General features: G+C 72.1%; 19 protein-coding genes. 10 read left to right on the top strand and 9 right to left on the bottom strand.

Annotated features, from left to right (window positions below):
• Positions 1-31: 31 nt before the first annotated feature.
• A complete protein-coding gene (locus IEY20_RS09545; RefSeq protein ID WP_175327648.1) occupies positions 32-808 on the bottom strand; it encodes a class I SAM-dependent methyltransferase in 777 nt (258 codons plus the stop codon).
• A 44-nt stretch (positions 809-852) separates the two neighbouring features.
• Between IEY20_RS09545 and IEY20_RS09540 the strand changes: the two genes are divergently transcribed.
• Entirely contained in the window at positions 853-1,599 is a 747-nt protein-coding gene (locus IEY20_RS09540) for a phosphoglyceromutase (RefSeq protein WP_022903441.1), read from the top strand.
• A gap of 51 nt (positions 1,600-1,650) precedes the next feature.
• On the opposite strand, the gene IEY20_RS09535 is transcribed toward IEY20_RS09540, so the two are convergent.
• Together IEY20_RS09535 and phoU are read right to left on the bottom strand one after the other, a co-directional pair.
• Complete coding sequence (locus tag IEY20_RS09535) at positions 1,651-2,199, bottom strand: P-loop nucleotide/nucleoside kinase family protein (RefSeq protein ID WP_022903442.1); 549 nt, start codon at positions 2,197-2,199, stop codon at positions 1,651-1,653.
• Positions 2,200-2,299: 100 nt separating this feature from the next.
• The gene (gene phoU / locus IEY20_RS09530; RefSeq protein WP_022903443.1) at positions 2,300-2,971 is read right to left on the bottom strand and encodes a phosphate signaling complex protein PhoU; all 672 of its coding nucleotides are present in this window, start codon (positions 2,969-2,971) and stop codon (positions 2,300-2,302) included.
• Between the two features lie 157 nt (positions 2,972-3,128).
• Here phoU and IEY20_RS09525 point away from each other — a divergent pair, with 157 nt between their 5' ends.
• Entirely contained in the window at positions 3,129-4,295 is a 1,167-nt protein-coding gene (locus IEY20_RS09525; RefSeq protein WP_022903444.1) for a sensor histidine kinase, read from the top strand.
• A complete protein-coding gene (locus IEY20_RS09520) occupies positions 4,292-4,972 on the top strand; it encodes a response regulator (protein WP_175327650.1) in 681 nt (226 codons plus the stop codon). Before IEY20_RS09525 ends, IEY20_RS09520 begins: the two co-directional genes overlap by 4 nt.
• Positions 4,973-5,057: 85 nt before the next feature.
• On the opposite strand, the gene IEY20_RS09515 is transcribed toward IEY20_RS09520, so the two are convergent.
• Positions 5,058-5,687, bottom strand: a complete 630-nt coding sequence (locus IEY20_RS09515) for a hypothetical protein (protein WP_175327651.1) — start codon at positions 5,685-5,687, stop codon at positions 5,058-5,060.
• Positions 5,688-5,828: 141 nt separating this feature from the next.
• On the opposite strand from IEY20_RS09515, the gene IEY20_RS09510 reads away from it, so the two are divergent.
• From IEY20_RS09510 to rlmB, 4 genes are read left to right on the top strand one after another with little or no spacing between them, the layout of a single operon-like run.
• Entirely contained in the window at positions 5,829-6,311 is a 483-nt protein-coding gene (locus IEY20_RS09510; protein ID WP_017888066.1) for a CarD family transcriptional regulator, read from the top strand.
• 13 nt (positions 6,312-6,324) lie between these two features.
• The gene (gene ispD / locus IEY20_RS09505; protein ID WP_217504171.1) at positions 6,325-7,524 is read left to right on the top strand and encodes a 2-C-methyl-D-erythritol 4-phosphate cytidylyltransferase; all 1,200 of its coding nucleotides are present in this window, start codon (positions 6,325-6,327) and stop codon (positions 7,522-7,524) included.
• Positions 7,525-7,560: 36 nt separating this feature from the next.
• Positions 7,561-8,970, top strand: coding sequence for a cysteine--tRNA ligase (gene cysS / locus IEY20_RS09500; RefSeq protein ID WP_175327653.1), 1,410 nt, complete (start codon positions 7,561-7,563; stop codon positions 8,968-8,970).
• Positions 8,971-8,998: 28 nt separating this feature from the next.
• Entirely contained in the window at positions 8,999-10,009 is a 1,011-nt protein-coding gene (rlmB, locus tag IEY20_RS09495) for a 23S rRNA (guanosine(2251)-2'-O)-methyltransferase RlmB (RefSeq protein ID WP_058726170.1), read from the top strand.
• 370 nt (positions 10,010-10,379) lie between these two features.
• On the opposite strand, the gene IEY20_RS09490 is transcribed toward rlmB, so the two are convergent.
• On the bottom strand, positions 10,380-11,681 hold the full coding sequence (locus tag IEY20_RS09490) for a DUF4032 domain-containing protein (protein ID WP_175327654.1): 1,302 nt from the start codon (positions 11,679-11,681) through the stop codon (positions 10,380-10,382).
• Positions 11,682-11,871: 190 nt separating this feature from the next.
• On the bottom strand, positions 11,872-12,972 hold the full coding sequence (locus tag IEY20_RS09485; protein WP_022903451.1) for an ABC transporter ATP-binding protein: 1,101 nt from the start codon (positions 12,970-12,972) through the stop codon (positions 11,872-11,874).
• Positions 12,973-13,217: 245 nt separating this feature from the next.
• On the opposite strand from IEY20_RS09485, the gene IEY20_RS09480 reads away from it, so the two are divergent.
• Positions 13,218-14,177 (top strand): DsbA family protein, encoded by a 960-nt coding sequence (locus IEY20_RS09480; protein WP_022903452.1) that lies wholly within the window; start codon positions 13,218-13,220, stop codon positions 14,175-14,177.
• A gap of 32 nt (positions 14,178-14,209) precedes the next feature.
• Here the strand turns inward: IEY20_RS09480 and ypfJ are convergent, their stop codons facing one another.
• On the bottom strand, positions 14,210-15,103 hold the full coding sequence (ypfJ, locus tag IEY20_RS09475) for a KPN_02809 family neutral zinc metallopeptidase (protein WP_175327655.1): 894 nt from the start codon (positions 15,101-15,103) through the stop codon (positions 14,210-14,212).
• A gap of 94 nt (positions 15,104-15,197) precedes the next feature.
• Here ypfJ and IEY20_RS09470 point away from each other — a divergent pair, with 94 nt between their 5' ends.
• Positions 15,198-16,139, top strand: a complete 942-nt coding sequence (locus tag IEY20_RS09470; protein WP_175327656.1) for a 2-deoxy-5-keto-D-gluconate 6-phosphate aldolase domain-containing protein — start codon at positions 15,198-15,200, stop codon at positions 16,137-16,139.
• A 9-nt stretch (positions 16,140-16,148) separates the two neighbouring features.
• Here the strand turns inward: IEY20_RS09470 and IEY20_RS09465 are convergent, their stop codons facing one another.
• Both IEY20_RS09465 and IEY20_RS09460 read right to left on the bottom strand, forming a co-directional pair.
• Entirely contained in the window at positions 16,149-16,532 is a 384-nt protein-coding gene (locus tag IEY20_RS09465) for an NAD(P)H-hydrate epimerase (protein ID WP_175327592.1), read from the bottom strand.
• A gap of 52 nt (positions 16,533-16,584) precedes the next feature.
• On the bottom strand, positions 16,585-16,974 hold the full coding sequence (locus IEY20_RS09460; RefSeq protein ID WP_175327657.1) for an NAD(P)H-hydrate epimerase: 390 nt from the start codon (positions 16,972-16,974) through the stop codon (positions 16,585-16,587).
• Positions 16,975-17,008: 34 nt separating this feature from the next.
• Between IEY20_RS09460 and IEY20_RS09455 the strand changes: the two genes are divergently transcribed.
• Positions 17,009-17,794: an alpha/beta fold hydrolase gene (locus IEY20_RS09455; RefSeq protein ID WP_175327658.1), complete on the top strand. Its 786-nt coding sequence runs from the start codon at positions 17,009-17,011 to the stop codon at positions 17,792-17,794.
• Positions 17,795-17,839 lie beyond the last annotated feature (45 nt).

The raw sequence follows: 17,839 nt of genomic DNA, 5'->3' as shown, positions 1-17,839 counted from the left end.
CTCGCACCGCGCGACGCGGGCGACCCCGGCGTCAGTCGGCCGGGGCCACGGCCTCCCACGGGACGGTGAGCTCGCCGAGGCGCCACCGCGAGCCCCCGTGCAGCACCGGCCAGCCGCGGTCCCGCAGGCCCCCGACGGCCGCGAGCCACCGCTGCCTCGGGCCGTAGGTGCCGAGCGGTGCCGCGACCGCCCAGGCCAGGTCGAGGTCGCGGAGGAAGTCGTTCACGCGTTCCCCGGGGACGTTCCGGTGGATGAGCGCCTTCGGCAGTCGTTCCGCCACCACCGAGGGCACCTCGAGCCCGGCCAACCGGAGCGACACCGTGAAGGTCCGCGGCGCGACGTCGTCGAGCGTCACCCACGAGGCCACCCGTCCGACCTCGTTGCACGTGCCCTCGACGAGCGCGCCGCCGGGCTGCAGGCGGTCCTGCATGATCCGCCAGGAGTCGACGACGGCCGACTCGTCGTACTGCCGCAGGACGTTGAACGCCCGGATCACCGCGGGACGACGACCCCCTGGCGTCGGGGTCTCGAAGCCGCCGAGCCGGAAGGTCACACCGTCCCGCGTGCCGGCGTTCGCGAGCGCCACCCGCTCGGGTTCGATCTCGATGCCGGTCACCTCGACGTCCGGGCGGACGCGGGCGAGCCGGTCGCGCATCTCGAGCGTCGTGGTCGGGCGGGCGCCGTACCCGACGTCGGCCACGAGCGGGTCGGCGGTCCGGCGGAGGACCGGGAGCGCGGCGATCCACCGGTCGACGCGGCGGAGCCGGTTGACCCCGGTCGTCCCGCGCGTGACGTTCCCGATGGGCATGGCCCCAGGGTAGCGAGGCGCACCCGCTCGGTAGACTCGGGTGCATGACCTCCACGCTCGTCCTGCTCCGTCACGGCAACAGTGACTGGAACCAGAAGAACCTGTTCACCGGTTGGGTCGACGTCCGACTCAGCGAGCTGGGCGAGAAGGAGGCGAAGCGCGCCGGCGAGCTCATCGCCGGGTCGGGCATCGTGCCGGACGTCCTGTACACCTCGCTCCTGACCCGCGCGATCCAGACCGCCGACATCGCCCTGCTCGAGGCCGACCTCGCCTGGCTCCCGGTGAAGCGCGACTGGCGGCTCAACGAGCGCCACTACGGCGACCTGCAGGGCAAGGACAAGGCCCAGACGCTCGAGCAGTACGGCGAGCAGCAGTTCATGGAGTGGCGTCGCTCGTTCGACGTGCCGCCGCCCCCCATCGCCGACGACGCCGAGTGGTCGCAGGCCGGGGACCGCCGCTACGCCGACCTCGGCGACCAGCTGCCCCGCACCGAGTCGCTCAAGCTCGTGATCGACCGTCTCCTGCCGTACTGGGAGTCGGACATCACGAAGGACCTCGCCGCCGGCAAGACCGTCCTCGTCACCGCGCACGGCAACTCGCTCCGCGCGCTCGTCAAGCACCTCGACGGCATCTCCGACGACGACATCGCCGGGCTCAACATCCCGACGGGCATCCCGCTCGTGTACGAGCTCGACGACGACTTCCGTCCGACGAAGCCCTCGTACTACCTCGACCCCGAGGCCGCCGCGGCGGGTGCCGCTGCCGTCGCCGCCCAGGGCGCCAAGAAGTAGCACCCCGTCCCACGACGAACGCCTCGCCGACACCGGCGGGGCGTTCGTGCGTCAGACGAAGTGCGCGGCGATCTCCTGCACGAGGGCGCCGACGTCGTAGGGCTTCGCGGTGTCGACCCGGACGACCGGGGCGCCGGGCAGGCCGACCGGCCCCGCCGTGGGACCGTGCTCGTCCCAGAACGCGAGCACCGAGGCGAGGTCGCCGTGCACGTCGTGCCGGACCGGGAGCGTGCCCGGCTCGTAGCGCTCCCGCAGCCGCTCGTCGGCGGTCGCGCGGTCGACGTCGCACCACACCTCGACGACGCGAGGGGACCCTGCGGAGGCGAGCCCTGCCTCCAGGAGGGCGCGGTCACGTGACGGGAGCCAGACGGCGTCGAGGACGACCCCGTTCTCGACGGCCCGCGCCATCGACCACATCGTGTCCATCGCGATCGCGCCGAGGTCGCGCGAGGCGATCATCGGGCCGGCGATGTCGGCCAAGGGCTCCTTGATCCGGTCCTTCGACAGGAACGGGCAGCCGAGGACCTCCGCGAGGGCGGCGCCCACGGTGCTCTTGCCCGAACCGGGCATCCCGTTGACGACGATCGCGACCTGAGCCATGCCACGATCCTCCCGTCCGAGCGGGGAGACCGCAAAACGGGAGTCGGCCCGCACCACGCGTACGCGCGGTGCGGGCCGACTCCCGTCGTGCAGTGCCGACTCAGGCCGGGGAGACCGTCACCGAGGACGCGCCTGCCCAGTCGCCCGTCGCCAGGTACTCGACCTTCTTCGCGATCGAGACCGCGTGGTCGGCGAAGCGCTCGTGGTAGCGGGACGCCAGGGTCGCGTCGACCGTGTCGATCGGGTTGCCCTTCCACGTCTCGCCGAGCACGAAGTCGAAGACGCTCGCGTGGAGCTCGTCGACGGCGTCGTCCTCGTCGCGGATCTCCGCCGAGAGCGCGATGTCCTCGGTCGCGAGCAGGCGCGTCAGCTTCTGCGCCATGGCGACGTCGTGGGCGCCCATCTTCTTGAACGTGCCGCGGAGGCCCTTCGGCACGACCTTCTCCGGGAAGCGCTGGCGGGCGAGCTGCGCGATGTGCTCGGCCATGTCGCCCATGCGCTCGAGCGAGGAGCTGACCCGGAGCGCGGTCACGACGACGCGGAGGTCGCGGGCCACGGGGGCCTGGCGAGCGAGGATGTCGATCGCGATCTCGTCGAGGCTGTTCGCGGCCTCGTCGATCTTCGCGTCGTCCGCGATGACCTCCTCGGCGAGGGCGACGTCGGAGTCGCTGAACGCCTGGGTGGCGCGGGTGATGGCGGACTCGACGAGCCCGGCGATCTCGGTCAGTCGCTCCTGGACGTCCTGGAGCTCCTGCTGGAAGACTTCGCGCATGGGGGCGTGCCTCTCTCTGCGGTACCGGACGAGTGTCGTCACCCGAGGTGAACGAACGGTGACGTGCGGTTGAACGTCTCGTCGGACGGCGCCGGAACCGCGCGGGAGGGCGGTGAACGGTGTCCGAACCGCGCGTGACCATCCCTACACTGGCGCCATGGACAACGCGTGGCTCGTGCCACTGTCGATGCTCCTCGGCGGGGTGTTCGGCGCGGGCGTCGTGGTGCTGATCATCACCGCCGAGCGCACGGCGCGTGCAGCCGACGTCGCGGAGCGGACGCTCCCGGACGGTGTGGCAGCGGTGATCGCCACGATGCACAACCCCGCCGTGGTCGTCGACCCCTCGAACACCGTCGTGGCCGCCTCGCCGCAGGCGCTCACGGTCGGCCTGGTCGTGCGCCGACGGCTCGTGCACAAGGAACTCCGCGACCTCGTGGACCGGGTACGCGCGAGCGGGGAGATGGGCTCCGAGGACATGGAGCTGCCCCGCGGCCGACGCGGTGAGCTGATCGGCTACCTGAGCTTCCGGGCCGCGCAGCTCGGCAACCGGTACGTCCTCGTCACCGCGGACGACCTCACCGAGAGCCGGCGCATCGACGAGGTCCGGCGGGACTTCGTCGCGAACATCTCCCACGAGCTGAAGACCCCGATCGGCGCGATCGGCCTGCTGTCCGAGACGCTCGTGGCCGCGGCGGACTCGCCCGAGCACGTGCGGAAGTTCGCCGCCCAGCTCGTCACCGAGTCGGAGCGGCTCGGGGCGCTCACGAAGGACATCATCGAGCTGTCCCGTCTGCAGTCCGTCGACGCGCTCGAGTCCAGCGAGGAGACGTCGATCGACCGCATCGTGCAGGCCGCCGTCGACGCCAACGAGGTCGTCGCCAGCGCCCGCGACATCGACATCGTCCGCGCGAAGAAGACGAAGCTCATGGTGATGGGCGACCCGGGCCTGCTGCAGGTGGCGGTGTCGAACCTCATCGCCAACGCCGTGAAGTACTCGCCGGACGGCACCCGTGTCGGCGTGGGCGTCCGCAGCACGAAGGGCTTCGTGGAGATCGCCGTCACCGACCAGGGCGTCGGCATCCCGGAGGCCGACCTCGACCGCGTGTTCGAACGGTTCTACCGCGTGGACCCCGCCCGGTCGCGGGCCACCGGCGGTACCGGCCTCGGGCTCGCCATCGTCAAGCACGTCGTCGGCAACCACGGCGGCGACGTGCGCGTGTGGTCGCAGCCCGGCAAGGGCTCGACCTTCACCATCCGCCTGCCCGAGGCGGACACCGACCTGACCACCGCACTCGAAGAGCAACTGGAAGAGCAGCCATCGTGACCAAGATCCTCATCGTCGACGACGAGCCGGCCCTGAGCGAGCCCCTGGAGTTCCTGCTGCAGCGCGAGGGGTACGAGACCTCCGTCGCTGCCGACGGCGTGACGGCGCTGTCGAAGTTCGACGCGGAGAACCCCGACCTCGTGCTGCTCGACCTGATGCTGCCGGGGCTGTCCGGCACCGAGGTCTGCCGGCAGATCCGGACCCGGTCGAACGCACCGATCATCATGCTCACGGCGAAGGACTCCGAGGTGGACATCGTGGTCGGGCTCGAACTCGGCGCCGACGACTACGTCACGAAGCCGTACTCGACCCGGGAACTCCTCGCGCGCATCCGAGCCGTGCTCCGTCGTCGGACCGAGGACGACCCGGGCGACTCCGGCATCCTCCAGGCCGGCGGCATCCGGATGGACGTGGAGCGCCACACGGTGTCGGTCGACGGTTCCGAGACGCCGATGCCCCTCAAGGAGTTCGAGCTCCTGGAGCTGCTCCTCCGCAACGCCGGTCGGGTGCTCACGCGCGGGCAGCTCATCGACCGGGTGTGGGGCTCCGACTACTTCGGGGACACCAAGACCCTCGACGTGCACATCAAGCGGCTCCGGTCGAAGATCGAGCGGGTGCCGAGTGCGCCGGAGATCCTCGTCACGGTCCGCGGCCTCGGATACCGCATCGAGGCGTAGCCGCAACGCACCGGAGGCGCGGTGCCGGTCTCGGGGACCGGCGCCGCGCCTCCAGGCGGTTGCGTCGTGCGCTGCGCGCTGTGCGCTACGGGTTGATCGGGGTGTCCGTCGCGTCGCCGGTCGCCTCGCCGGTGGCCTCGCCGCTGGTCGTCTCGCCGCTGGGGGTCTCGGACGCCGCGGGCGTCGGGGCGAGCGTCGTGTACTCCTCCTGCGAGGTGGTCAGGACCGGCACGTTGAGCGAGACGCCCTCGGAGCCCGAGTACGAGAAGTAGACCTTGACGAGCGAGCCCGGCGTGACGTCGGCCTGCTCGAACACGACGTCGTCGCCGGCGGCCGGGGTCGTGCCCTGGGTGCGGTCGCCGTTCGTCTCGGCGCCGCGCGTCGGGGTCGGCGTCGACGCGGCGCTCGGGGCGGCCAGGTCGACGCGGGAGTTCGCCGGCACGTCGACGGTCTGGGTGTCGCCACCGACCTCGATCGAGAGCGTGGCGTCGTCCGAGTCGGAGCTGTTCACGAGCGTGCCGATGAACCGAGCCTGCTCGCCGTCGTCCGAGATGAGCAGCGCGTTCCGGATGTCGATCGAGCCCGTGCGGCCGTTGACGCCGTCGGTGACCTGCTGGATCTCCGCCGTGCCGACCGGCGAGACGAACTCGCAGCCGGTGGCGCCGAGCGCGATGGTTGCCGCAACGGCGACGGACACGAGTACCCGAGCTCGCAAGAGAATCCTCCGGAAGATCACGTTTGGGGACCGGACGGTCCGACCCCATCCTAGCGATCACCTGGGAGGGCGAGTGCCCAGCGGCCCCATACCCGAACACCCCTTGTGGTAAACTGGGCGTCTCGGAACGGAGCCTGATACATGCAATTCGAGGTCGGCGAGACCGTGGTCTACCCCCATCACGGGGCGGCAACCATCTCTGAAGTGAAGACGCGCGTCATCAAGGGCGAGGAAAAGGTCTACCTGAAGCTGCGTGTGACGCAGGGTGACCTGACGATCGAGGTCCCGGCGGACAACGTCGACCTGGTCGGCGTGCGCGACGTGATCGGCAAGGAAGGGCTCGACAAGGTGTTCGAGGTCCTCCGCGCACCGTTCACCGAGGAACCCACCAACTGGTCGCGCCGGTACAAGGCGAACCTCGAGAAGCTCGCCTCCGGCGACGTGATCAAGGTCTCCGAGGTCGTCCGCGACCTCTGGCGCCGCGACCAGGACCGCGGGCTCTCCGCGGGCGAGAAGCGCATGCTCGCGAAGGCCCGGCAGATCCTGATCTCCGAACTCGCGCTGGCCGAGAAGACCGACGAGGACAAGGCATCGACCGTCCTCGACGAGGTCCTCGCCTCCTAGCGCGTCCGGACCACTGGACACCACGACGACCGCTCTGCTCCCCTCCGGGGTGAGCAGGGCGGTCGTCGTCGTCGCGGCCGGGTCCGGGACGCGCCTGGGCATCGGCACGGCGAAGGCGTTCGTGCCGGTCGCCGGCTCGCTCATGCTCGCGCGTGCCCTCGAGCCGCTCTTCACCCTGGCGCTGCCGACCCTCGTCGTGGTGGTCGCCCCTGCGGACCGCCTCGACGAGTGCCGTCAGGTGGTCGCCACGGCCGCCGGGGCCGCGGTGCCGTACACGGCGGTCGTCCCGGGAGGCACGGATCGCCACGCGTCGGTACAGGCCGGCCTGGCAGCGCTGCCCGACTCCGTCGACGTCGTGCTGGTGCACGACGCCGCACGCTGCCTGACGCCCGCGTCGCAGTTCGAGCGCGTGTTCGACGCCGTGGAGACGTCGGGTGACGGCGTCGTCCCGGCGCTGCCGGTCGTGGACACCGTGAAGCGCGTCGACGGAGACGTCGTGCGCGAGACGGTCGACCGCTCGGCGCTCGTCGGTGTCCAGACCCCGCAGGGCTTCCCGCTCGCGGCGCTCCGGCAGGCGTACGCGGTCTCGGCGCGGTCCGAGACCGACGACGCCGGGGTGTTCCAGGCGGCCGGACGCACGGTCCGGTCCGTCCCGGGCGACGCGGACGCGTTCAAGGTCACCACCCGCTGGGACCTCGGCCGGGCCGAGTCGATCGTCCGGGCACGGAACGGCGCCGACGGCCCCGCCGTGCGGATCGGCCTCGGGGTCGACGTGCACGCGTTCGACGCGGGGTCACCGTGCCGCGTCGGGCTGCTCGACTTCCCGGGCGAACCCGGCCTCTCGGGGCACAGCGACGGCGACGCGGTGGCGCACGCCGTGTGCGACGCCCTGCTCTCCGCCGGCGGCCTGGGCGACATCGGCGGCCGCTTCGGCACCGCCGACCCGCGGTACGCCGGAGCCGCCGGAGGCGTCTTCGTGCGGGGTGCGGTGTCGCTGCTCGCCGAGGCCGGACTCGCACCCGTGTCCGTGACCGTGCAGGTCGTCGGGAACCGCCCGCGCATCGGCGCTCGGCGCACGGAGATGCAGGACGCACTGGCCGCCGTCGTCGGAGCGCCGGTCGCGGTGTCCGGCACGACCACCGACGGCCTCGGGTTCACCGGCCGCGGGGAGGGGCTCGCGGCGATCGCGACCGCCGTCGTCCGGCCGGTCTGACGGACCGCGGCACCGGCCGCGCCCTAGTCTTGGAGCGTGACCGTTCGCCTCTACGACTCCCGCGCCGCCGCCGTCGTCGACCTCGTGCCCCTGGTCGACGGACACGTGAGCGTCTACGTCTGTGGTCCCACGGTGCAGTCGTCGCCGCACATCGGCCACCTGCGCTCGGCGCTCGTCTACGACGTCTGGCGTCGGTGGCTGACGTACCGCGGCTACTCGGTCACCCTCGTCCGGAACGTCACCGACATCGACGACAAGGTGCTCGACCTGGCCGCGGGCACCGACGAGGCGTGGTTCGCCCGTGCGTACCGCGTCGAGCTCGAGTTCACGGCCGCCTACCGCGCGCTCGGGATCCTGCCGCCGACCTACGAACCCCGGGCGACCGCGAGCGTGCCGCAGATGCACGAGATCATCGAGCGCCTGATCGAGCGCGGCCACGCCTACGCCGCACAGGACGGCTCCGGGGACGTCTACTTCGACACCGGCAGCTGGGAGTCCTACGGCACCCTCACCCGGCAGCGCCGCGAGGACATGGTCGACGCTGCCGACGCCGACCCCCGCGGCAAGCGGGACCCGCGCGACTTCGCGCTCTGGAAGGGCCGCAAGACCGGCGAGCCCGACACCGCCGTGTGGGACAGCCCGTGGGGTCCCGGTCGACCGGGCTGGCACATCGAGTGCTCGGCGATGAGCCGGCGCTACCTCGGTCCGGCGTTCGACATCCACGGTGGCGGCCTCGACCTCCGGTTCCCGCACCACGAGAACGAGCTCGCGCAGTCGACCGCCGCTGGTGACGCGTTCGCGACGTACTGGCTGCACAACGGACTCGTGACCGTCGACGGTCAGAAGATGTCGAAGTCGCTCGGCAACTCGATCTTCGCGGCGGACTTCCTCGGTTCCGCGCGACCCGAGGTCGTGCGGTACTTCCTCGGCGCGGCGCACTACCGCTCGTCGATCGACCACCACGCCGGCTCCCTGGCCGAGGCCGAGGCGGCGTACGACCGCATCGAGGGCTTCCTGACCCGTGCGGAACCCCGGCTCGAGGGGATCCCGCTCCGCGACGCCCCCGCCGTCCCCGAGACCTTCGCGGCCGCGATGGACGACGACCTCTCGGTGCCCCAGGCGCTCGCCGTGCTGCACGAGACGGTCCGCGCCGGGAACGCCGCCCTCGACGCCGACGATGCGGAAGCGCTCGGTCTCGCGTACCATCAGGTGGCCGCGATGGTGGAGGTGCTCGGCATCGACCCGCGAGCGGCCCACTGGTCGAGCGGCGGTCAGGACCCCTCGGCCGCCCCGCTCGCAGCCCTCGTCGAACGCCTCGTGCAGGAGCGCGCCGACGCCCGGGCCGCACGGGACTTCGCGACGGCCGACCGCGTGCGTGACGACCTCGCCGCCGCGGGCATCACCATCGAGGACACCGCAGCGGGTACACGCTGGAGCATCGCCTGACCACGGCCGTGCCGAACAGGAGCTGAGCATGAAGAACGTTTCCGGGAGCAAGAAGGGCCGTCCGGGCGCCGTCCGGTCCGGCCGCAAGGGCAACAAGCAGGTCGGCTCCGGCGGACAGGGCGCCCAGGCGCTCGAGGGGCGCAAGCCCACCCCGAAGGCCGAGGACCGTCCGTACCACCCGGCCGGCAAGCGCAAGGCCGCCAAGGAGCGGCTCGAGGCGGCCCGTGGTCGTCACGGTGCCTCGAGCGCCCCGCAGCAGCGGACCGGTCGTCCGCCGCAGCGCAAGAGCGACGACTCCGAGCTCGTCACCGGGCGCAACTCCGTGCTCGAGGCGCTGCGCACGAAGACGCCGTCGACGACGCTCTACATCGCGTCCCGCATCGAGGTCGACGACCGCGTCAAGGAGATCCTCGCGCTCGCCAACCACCGCGGCGTGCCCATCATCGAGCTGATGCGGCCGGAGCTGGACCGCATCACCGGGCACGACAGCGTGCACCAGGGCGTCGCGCTCAAGGTCCCCGCGTACGAGTACGCGGTGTCCGAGGACATCGTCGAGCGGGCGTTCGCGAAGGACGAGGTCCCGCTCATGGTCGCCCTCGACGGCATCACCGACCCGCGCAACCTCGGTGCCATCATCCGCTCCACCGCGGCGTTCGGCGGGCACGGCGTCATCGTGCCCCAGCGTCGTTCGGTCGGTGTGACCGCGAGCGCGTGGAAGACCTCCGCCGGTGCCGCGGCCCGCACCCCGGTCGCGATGGCGCCGAACCTGACCCAGACGCTCAAGTCGCTCAAGTCGATGGGGCTGTTCGTCCTCGGGCTCGACGGCGACGGCGACGTGGAGCTCGACGGCCTCGAGCTCGCCGACCGCCCGATCGTGATCGTCGTCGGCTCGGAGGGCAAGGGGCTGTCGCGCCTGGTCACCGAGACCTGCGACGCCATCGTGTCGATCCCGATCTCGAGCGCGACCGAGTCGCTCAACGCGGGCATCGCGGCGAGCGTGACCCTGTGGGAGGTCGCGCGGCGTCGTCGCGCCGCGTAGCGACCCGCACGGAGCCGGCGGGGTCACGACACGTCGGATGCTGCCCGCCGCACGGTCGCGAATCGTCGCTGCGCCACCCCGCAGGCGACGGTTCGTGACCGGCGGACGTGCGTCTGTCGGGGTGTTGCGACCGCTCGACGTCCGACATCACCACCGGCGGTGGAGGCGTGGCGGTCCGGACGGCCGGCGCCGGTCTCCGGGACGCCCCCCGGGCCTCCAAGGCGGTCGCACTCCCGAACCCCTCGGGTCACGACCCGTCGGCCGGTGTCGGTCGTGTGGTCACGAGGCGTGCGCTGAGCGACGCCGCAGGCGACGGTCGTGAGCGGTCCGCGGCCACCCGGCGGGGTGCCGTGACCGACCGGGGACCGCGTCAGACGCCCGCGCGCCAGTCCTCGACGTCCTCGTCCGCGTCGACGTCGTCGTCGAGCGCGACGGGCAGCGTCATCGAGGAGGTCGGCGGGTTGATGAGCAGCCGCTCGTCCCGCCGGTGCCGCAGCACGTCGTTGATGTAGGCGGTCGTGGCCTCGGGCAGCGACACCGACCGTTCCTCGGCCTGCGACATGAACCAGCGGTGTTCGAGCAGCTCGTGGAAGACCTCGGCGGGCTCCAGCCGTCCGCGGAGGTCCCGCGGGATCGACCGGACGACGGGCTCGAACACCCGCGAGACCCACTCGTGCGCGACCATCTCCTCGTCGAGGGCCTCGCGGCCGTTGCGTGCACGGTACGAGTCGAGGTCGTTGAGCAGGCGCCGGGCCTGGTTCTCACCGGCGTCGAGACCGGTGAGGCGGAGCAGCCGTCGCTGGTGGTGCCCGGCGTCCACCACCTTGGGCTGGATGCGCACCTGCGAACCGCCCTCGGTCGTGTGGATCGAGAGCTCCTCGATGTCGAAGCCGAGGGCGTTGAGCCGCTCGACCCGGTCGTTGATGCGCCAGCGCTCCTTGATGTCGAACTGCTCGGTACCCGTCAGCTCCTTCCAGAGCGTCCGGTACTGCGCCACGATCCGGTTCGAGACGTCGACCGCGTCGGCGTTCTCGTCGAGGCGACCACCGGCCTCGAGGTCCAGCAGCTCGCCGGCGATGTTGACGCGGGCGACCTCGAGGTCGTTCTCGCGCTGCCCGTTCGACAGGCCGCCGGGGTAGAGCTTGCCGGTCTCGGCGTCGACGAGGTACGCGGCGAAGGCCCCGGCGTCGCGGCGGAAGAGCGTGTTCGAGAGCGAGACGTCGCCCCAGTAGAACCCGATGACGTGCAGGCGCACGAGCAGCAGGGCGAGGGCGTCGACGAGTCGGGTCGCGGTCTCCGGGCGGAGCGTCTGGGAGTAGAGCGCGCGGTACGGCAGCGAGAAGCGGAGGTGCCGGGTGACGAGCACCGGGTGCAGGGGTTCGCCGTCCGCGTCGACGCGGTTCGTGATGACCGCGACCGGGTCCACGCACGGGACGTCCATGCGCTGCAGCGTGCGGAGCATCTCGTACTCGGCGCGCGCGACCTCTTCCCCGGTCTCCTTCACCGCGGCGACGTACCCGCTGAGGTGCACGAAACGCACCAGGTGTCGCGAGATGCCCTTCGGCAGCGCGACGATCACGTCGTCCGGCCAGTCCTCGAGCGGTTGGTCCCACGGCAGGTCGAGGAGGCCCGGGTCGACGGTGGCTGCGGTGATGGCGAGGGAGTCGGGCACGGTTGGCTCCTGGTCGTGCGGTGGCTGCGTCGGTTCGGCGGGCTGCGTCGGTCCCGCAGACTGCGTCGGTCCGGCACTGCGTCGGTCCGGCACGTTGCGTCGGTCGCGCAGTCTGCTTCCGTTCGGCAGTCTGACAGACGGGAGGCGCGGTGCCAGCTGGCACCGCGCCTCCTGTTCGTCTGTTCCAGCGTCAGGCGCTGACGACGGCCTTGTCGTCGAGGCGGTCGCCCGACTCGGTGTCGAAGGCGTGGACGTGGCCCTGCTTCGGCGAGATGACGATCGTGTCGCCGATCGAGGGGTGCGAACGACCGTCGACGCGCGCGACGATGTCGGTGCGCTGGCCGTTCACGTCGGCGTGACCGTACAGGTAGCCGTCGGCGCCGAGCTCCTCGACGACGTCGACCGTGACCGGCAGCCCTTCACCCGAGCTCGAGACGATGACGTCCTCGGGGCGGATGCCGACCGTGATGTTGCCGGAGCGGGCGTTCGACAGCGTGTCGCGGTCGATCGGGTGGTTCAGCGTGCCGAACTTGATGCCACCCTCGACCACGTCGGCCGGCAGCAGGTTCATGGCCGGCGAGCCGATGAAGCCGGCGACGAACACGTTGTTCGGCTTCTCGTAGAGGTCGCGCGGGGAGCCGACCTGCTGGAGGATGCCGTCCTTGAGCACCGCGATGCGGTCACCCATGGTGAGGGCCTCGGTCTGGTCGTGCGTGACGTAGACCGTGGTGACACCGAGGCGGCGCTGCAGCGAGGCGATCTGGGTGCGGGTCTGGACGCGGAGCTTGGCGTCGAGGTTCGACAGCGGCTCGTCCATGAGGAACACCTGCGGCTGACGGACGATCGCGCGGCCCATCGCGACGCGCTGACGCTGACCACCGGAGAGCGCCTTCGGCTTGCGGCCGAGGTACTGCTCGAGGTCGAGGAGCTTCGCAGCCTCCTGCACGCGGGTGGCGCGCTCTTCCTTGCCGACACCGGCGATCTTGAGCGCGAAGCCCATGTTCTCGGCGACGGTCATGTGCGGGTACAGCGCGTAGTTCTGGAAGACCATCGCGATGTCGCGGTCCTTCGGCGGGACGTCGGTGACGTCGCGCTCGCCGATGCGGATCGCGCCGGAGTTGACCTCCTCGAGCCCCGCGAGCATGCGGAGCGAGGTCGACTTGCCACAGCCCGACGGGCCGACGAGGACGAGGAACTCGCCGTCGGCGACGTCCAGGTCGAGGGAGTCGACCGCGGGGCGGGTGCCCCCGGGGTAGAGACGGGTTGCCTTGTCGTAGGTGACGGACGCCATGAGCGTTCGATCCTTCCTTCACCGGCAGGTACGTGCCGGACGATCCGTAGTGAAGCGGTTGCCCGTGGGGGCCCCGGATGGTCGCCGTCGACCATCGGTGCTCATACAACACGACTTCCCCGTGGAGCGCCAGTGGTTCCCGGCTGGTTGGGTGGTTCCCAGAGCAGCCCACTACAATCGCCGGGTCCGTCCGCCGAGTGGGGACGCGGAGCGTGCGGACACCCGATCAGGAGGACTCCACACCGATGACCAACCGCCCCGAGGGTGACGCCCGCCCCGAGCGTGCAGCCGCTGATCGTGCCGCGCGGGCAGCCGCCGGTCGGAACCACCGCCGCGAGGCTGCCCGGCAGCGCGCGCAGCGGCACCGCACCCGGCAGAAGCGTCGGCAGCGCGGGACGAGGCTCGGCATCCAGATCGGCATCGGCGTCGTGCTCCTCGCCGCGGCCACCATCGTCACGCTCGTCCTCGTCGATTCGGCACGGCCGGCAGGCCCCGGGCCGTCGAACATGTCGCAGGGCGGCATCACGATCGGGCAGGGCCTGAAGGCGCAGACCACCGGCGCCACCCCGTCCGCATCGTCGTCGGACGGCTCCGGCACGGTGCACATCACGACCTACATCGACTACCTCTGCCCGACGTGCGGGCAGTTCGAGAAGGCGAACGGCGAGTACATCCAGGGCCTCGTCGACTCCGGTGCCGCCACGGTCGACATCCACCCGGTGGCGATCCTGGCGAACCGCTCGCAGGGCACGAAGTACTCGCTCCGGGCCGCGAACGCGGCCGCGTGCGTCGCGGACCGTTCGCCGGACCAGTTCTTCGCGTTCAACACCGCCCTGTTCGCCGAGCAGCCCGAGGAGGGCACCGCGGGCCTCAGCGACGCCGACCTCGTGAGCGTCGTCCGCAGCGTCGACGGCGTGCGCGACCAGCGGGCGATCGCCGACTGCATCCGCGACCAGACCTACGCGCGCTGGGTGACCGAGCGCACGAACGACGTCTCCGACGGGAAGATCCCGGGGACCGACCTGACGAGCTTCCCGGGCACGCCGCTCGTGCTCGTGAACGGGCAGCAGTACCAGCTCACCGACCCGATCACGAACGACGACTTCCGGACGTTCGTGCTCAGCGCGGCCGGGTCGACCGACGCCACCGCGACGCCGACCCCGACGCCGACGCCGACCCCGTCGGCCAGCGCCAGCTCCGACTGACCGCCGGGCTCAGCGGGCCGAACCAGGCACGGTCAGAGGGCCGAGCCGGGCACGCTGAGGGTGTCGCACGACGTCGCGCCCTGCTGGTAGCCGCGGAGGAACCACCGCTGGCGCTGCTCGCTCGACCCGTGCGTGAACGAGTCGGGGTCCACCGAGCCGGTCGCCCGCCGCTGGATGCTGTCGTCGCCCACGGCGCTCGCCGCGGACAGCGCGTCGTCGATCTGTGACCGGGTGATCGGCTCGAAGAAGGTCTGCCCGTTCGCGTCCTCGGTGTTCGCAGCATCGCCGACCCAAGCGCCCGCGTAGCAGTCGGCTTGGAGCTCGACGCGGACACTGCCCGAGGTCGCGCCGGTGCCCGACCGGTCCGTGTCGGCGAACGTGCCCTGCAGCTGCTGCACGTGGTGGCCCCACTCGTGCGCGACGACGTACATCTGCGCGAGCGGTCCGCCCGACGACCCGTACCGCGACTGGAGCTCGTCGTAGAACGACGTGTCGACGTACAGCGCGCGGTCCGGCGGGCAGTAGAACGGCCCGGTCGCGGACGACGCCGTCCCGCAGCCCGTGTCGGTCGAGTCCTGGAAGAGGTAGAAGTCCGGCCTCGTGTACGAGGCCCCGAGCTTCGGCGCCTCCGCCGACCAGTAGGCGTCGAGCGACTCGGCGGCCCCCTCCATCCGGCACTCCACCGAAGCGTTCGCGTCCCGGCCGGTCCGGCACTCGGGCGCGGCGTCCACGGTGTCGCCGCCCTGCTGGATCGTCGTGACGCCGCTGCCGTCGCCGAGCACCCCGGACAGGTCCACCCCGGTGAACTGCGCGATCAGGAACACCACGATCGCGCCGACACCGAGCGCCCCGCCACCCACCGCGGCCGTGCGCCCGCGCCGCTTGACCCTGCCGCCGGACAGCTGCGAGTCGTCGTTGAACGTCATGCCCCGAATGTACGGACGGCGGCAGCGCGGTGCTCACACCGGGCGGGGTGCGCCCACTGGGCGGGCATCGAGGGGTCGCGAGCAGCATGGCGGCATGGCCGACCTCGACGAACAGCACCCCCTCTTCCTCCTCGCGATGGACCAGCGGTCCTCGCTCCTGGAGCACACCTACGGCGACGATTCCGGCGAGCCCGCCGACGAGGCCGACGCCGAACGCGTCCGGGCCGGCAAGCAGCTCGTCTACCGCGGTCTCCTCGGCGCCCTCGCCGCCGGGGCGTCACGGGACCGGACCGGCGTCCTCGTGGACGAGCGGTACGGCGCCGACGTCGCCCGGCTCGTCCGGGAGGCAGGGCTCCAGCTCGCCATGCCGATCGAGCGCTCCGGCCGCGACTGGTTCGAGCTCGAGTACGGCGACGACTGGACCGCGCACGTCGACGCGTTCGACCCCGACTTCGTGAAGGTCCTCGTCCGGGACAACCCCGCGTTCGACGCCGACGACCGTGCGGCGCAGGCGGAGCGTCTCGCCGAGGTCTCCCGCACCCTGCACGGGGCCGGTCGGGCGTTCCTGGTCGAGCTGCTCGTGCCGGGCACCGACGAACAGCAGGCAGCCGCGGACGACTACGACCGCGACGTTCGCCCCGGGCTCGTCGTCGAGGTCGTCGGGTACCTGCAGGAGCACGGCGTCGAGCCGGACGTGTGGAAGCTCGAGGGTCTCGACCGCTCCGAGGACGCCGAGCGCGTCGTCGCCGCGGTCCGGGCCGGTGGGCGCGACGGCGTGCAGTGCATCGTGCTCGGACGGGACGCCCCCGAGGAGCAGCTCGACCACTGGCTCCGGGTCGCGGCGCCGGTCGACGGCTTCGTCGGCTTCGCCATCGGCCGGAGCAACTGGCAGGACGCGCTCGACGACGTCGTGCAGCAAGGGCTCGACCACGAGGCGGCCGAGCGGCTCATCGCGGCGAACTACCGGCACTTCGTCGACACCTGGCTCGAGGCTCGCCCCGACGTGGTGCACGGAGTGGACGCCGGCGCCTCCTGACCGTCCGGGTCAGGTACGGACCAGTGGCTCCACGGTCGCGAGGTCCGCGGCGATCCCGACGTCGACGAGCTCGATCCGGCCGGCGAGGGTCGCGGCGGGGCCGACCAACAGCCCTGCCTTGACCCCGCCGAAGGTGACGGTCACGTCGGCGTGCAGCACGTGCTCGTCCGCGACACCGCCCGTGTCGACGTCGATGCCGCTCGGCACGTCGACGGCCACGACGAACGGGGCCCGCTGGTCGCGGGCGAGTTCCCGCAGCGCGTCCACGACCTCGCGGGCGGGGGAGCGCAGGGGACCGGACGCCCCGATGCCCAGGATCCCGTCGAGCACGAGGTCGGCGTCGAGCGCCGCCTCCGCGGCGACCGCCGCGAGGCGGCCGCCCTCGTCCGGCACCGCGGCGCGCAGGATGTCCGCAGCACCCGCGTCCGTCCCGGTGGGTCCGCTGTCACCGGGACCGGCCAGGGCCCACGCCGCCGGTTCCGGAGCGACGCGCCAGCGGCGGTCCGGCCGTGCCGGTGGGGCGAGGCGCGCCCCCGGCGTCCAGCGCCGCTGCCAGGCCCGCCTCGTGGACCCGTGAGCCGACGCGCAGCACCGCCACGCGCCTCCCGGCCGACGCCAGCCGCGCACCCGCGAACAGCGCGTCACCGCCGTTGTCGCCGCTCCCGACCAGCAGCAGGACCGAACCCGGTCCGTCACCCGGTCGCACGGCGGGGTCGTCGAGGAGGTCCGCGACGACCCGGGCGAGCCCGTCGGCCGCGCGCTGCATGAGGGGTTCGCCCGCGTCGAGGTGCGGCCGCTCCGCCGCCCGGATCTGGTCCGCTCCGTAGCCGTCCATGGCGACCACAGTGCCCCGCTAGCCTGGGGTCGCCATGTCACTCGTCCCCGAAGCGCCCCGTCCCCGTGCAGTGATGTCCCCGGACGGCCTCCCGATCGCCACGTACGACTTCGGGGACCCGGACGCTCCGGTCGTCGTCGCGGTGCACGGGTTCGCGTCCGGCGCCCTGCTCAACTGGCACGCGTCGGGCTGGACCCGCGACCTGCTCCGCGCCGGGTACCGCGTCGTCGCGCTCGACCAGCGCGGGCACGGCGCGTCCGCGAAGCCGCACGACCCCGACGCGTACTCGATGGAGCTCCTCGTCGCGGACGTCGTCAGTGTCATCGACACCTACCTGCTCGACGACGTCGCCTACCTCGGCTACTCGCTCGGGGCACGCGTCGGCTGGCACACCGCCGAGCAGCTGCCCGACCGGGTCTCCCGGGCCGTGTTCGGCGGCATCCCGGACGCCGACCCGATGCGTCGCGTCGCGGTCGACCAGGCGAAGGCGTTCCTCGCGGACGGCACCCCGATCGAGGACCGCGTGACGAACGGGTACCTCACGATGGCGTCGGGCGTCGAGGGGAACGACCTCCGGGCCCTCGTCGCGATGGTCGAGGGGATGCGGGACAGCATCGAGCCGACGCCGGCGAACGCCCCGTCGCAGCCGCTGCTCATGGCGGCGGGCAGCGAGGACGGCATCAAGGACAGCGCGGTGCGGCTCGCTGCGGCAGCACCGGACGCGCGGTTCTTCGAGATCCCGGGGCGCAACCACTTCAACGCCCCGACGTCGCGGGACTTCCGGCAGGCGGCGATCGCGTTCCTGTCCGAGGGCCGCTGACAGGTACTCGTGGATCCCCTCGGTCCACGCGCTCCGGGCGTAGCG

The organism is Curtobacterium luteum, from assembly GCF_014646995.1.
Lineage (GTDB): Bacteria > Actinomycetota > Actinomycetes > Actinomycetales > Microbacteriaceae > Curtobacterium > Curtobacterium luteum.
This window is presented reverse-complemented; position numbering and strand designations above follow the sequence as displayed.

Excerpts from the sequence above, each read along its gene's own strand:
- IEY20_RS09545 (WP_175327648.1), bottom strand. The coding sequence starts at position 808 with ATGCCCATCGGGAACGTCACGCGCGGGACGACCGGGGTCAACCGGCTC.
- IEY20_RS09540 (WP_022903441.1), top strand. The coding sequence starts at position 853 with ATGACCTCCACGCTCGTCCTGCTCCGTCACGGCAACAGTGACTGGAAC.
- IEY20_RS09535 (WP_022903442.1), bottom strand. The coding sequence starts at position 2,199 with ATGGCTCAGGTCGCGATCGTCGTCAACGGGATGCCCGGTTCGGGCAAG.
- phoU (WP_022903443.1), bottom strand. The coding sequence starts at position 2,971 with ATGCGCGAAGTCTTCCAGCAGGAGCTCCAGGACGTCCAGGAGCGACTG.
- IEY20_RS09525 (WP_022903444.1), top strand. The coding sequence starts at position 3,129 with ATGGACAACGCGTGGCTCGTGCCACTGTCGATGCTCCTCGGCGGGGTG.
- IEY20_RS09510 (WP_017888066.1), top strand. The coding sequence starts at position 5,829 with ATGCAATTCGAGGTCGGCGAGACCGTGGTCTACCCCCATCACGGGGCG.
- rlmB (WP_058726170.1), top strand. The coding sequence starts at position 8,999 with ATGAAGAACGTTTCCGGGAGCAAGAAGGGCCGTCCGGGCGCCGTCCGG.
- IEY20_RS09485 (WP_022903451.1), bottom strand. The coding sequence starts at position 12,972 with ATGGCGTCCGTCACCTACGACAAGGCAACCCGTCTCTACCCCGGGGGC.
- IEY20_RS09480 (WP_022903452.1), top strand. The coding sequence starts at position 13,218 with ATGACCAACCGCCCCGAGGGTGACGCCCGCCCCGAGCGTGCAGCCGCT.
- ypfJ (WP_175327655.1), bottom strand. The coding sequence starts at position 15,103 with ATGACGTTCAACGACGACTCGCAGCTGTCCGGCGGCAGGGTCAAGCGG.
- IEY20_RS09470 (WP_175327656.1), top strand. The coding sequence starts at position 15,198 with ATGGCCGACCTCGACGAACAGCACCCCCTCTTCCTCCTCGCGATGGAC.
- IEY20_RS09460 (WP_175327657.1), bottom strand. The coding sequence starts at position 16,974 with ATGGACGGCTACGGAGCGGACCAGATCCGGGCGGCGGAGCGGCCGCAC.
- IEY20_RS09455 (WP_175327658.1), top strand. The coding sequence starts at position 17,009 with ATGTCACTCGTCCCCGAAGCGCCCCGTCCCCGTGCAGTGATGTCCCCG.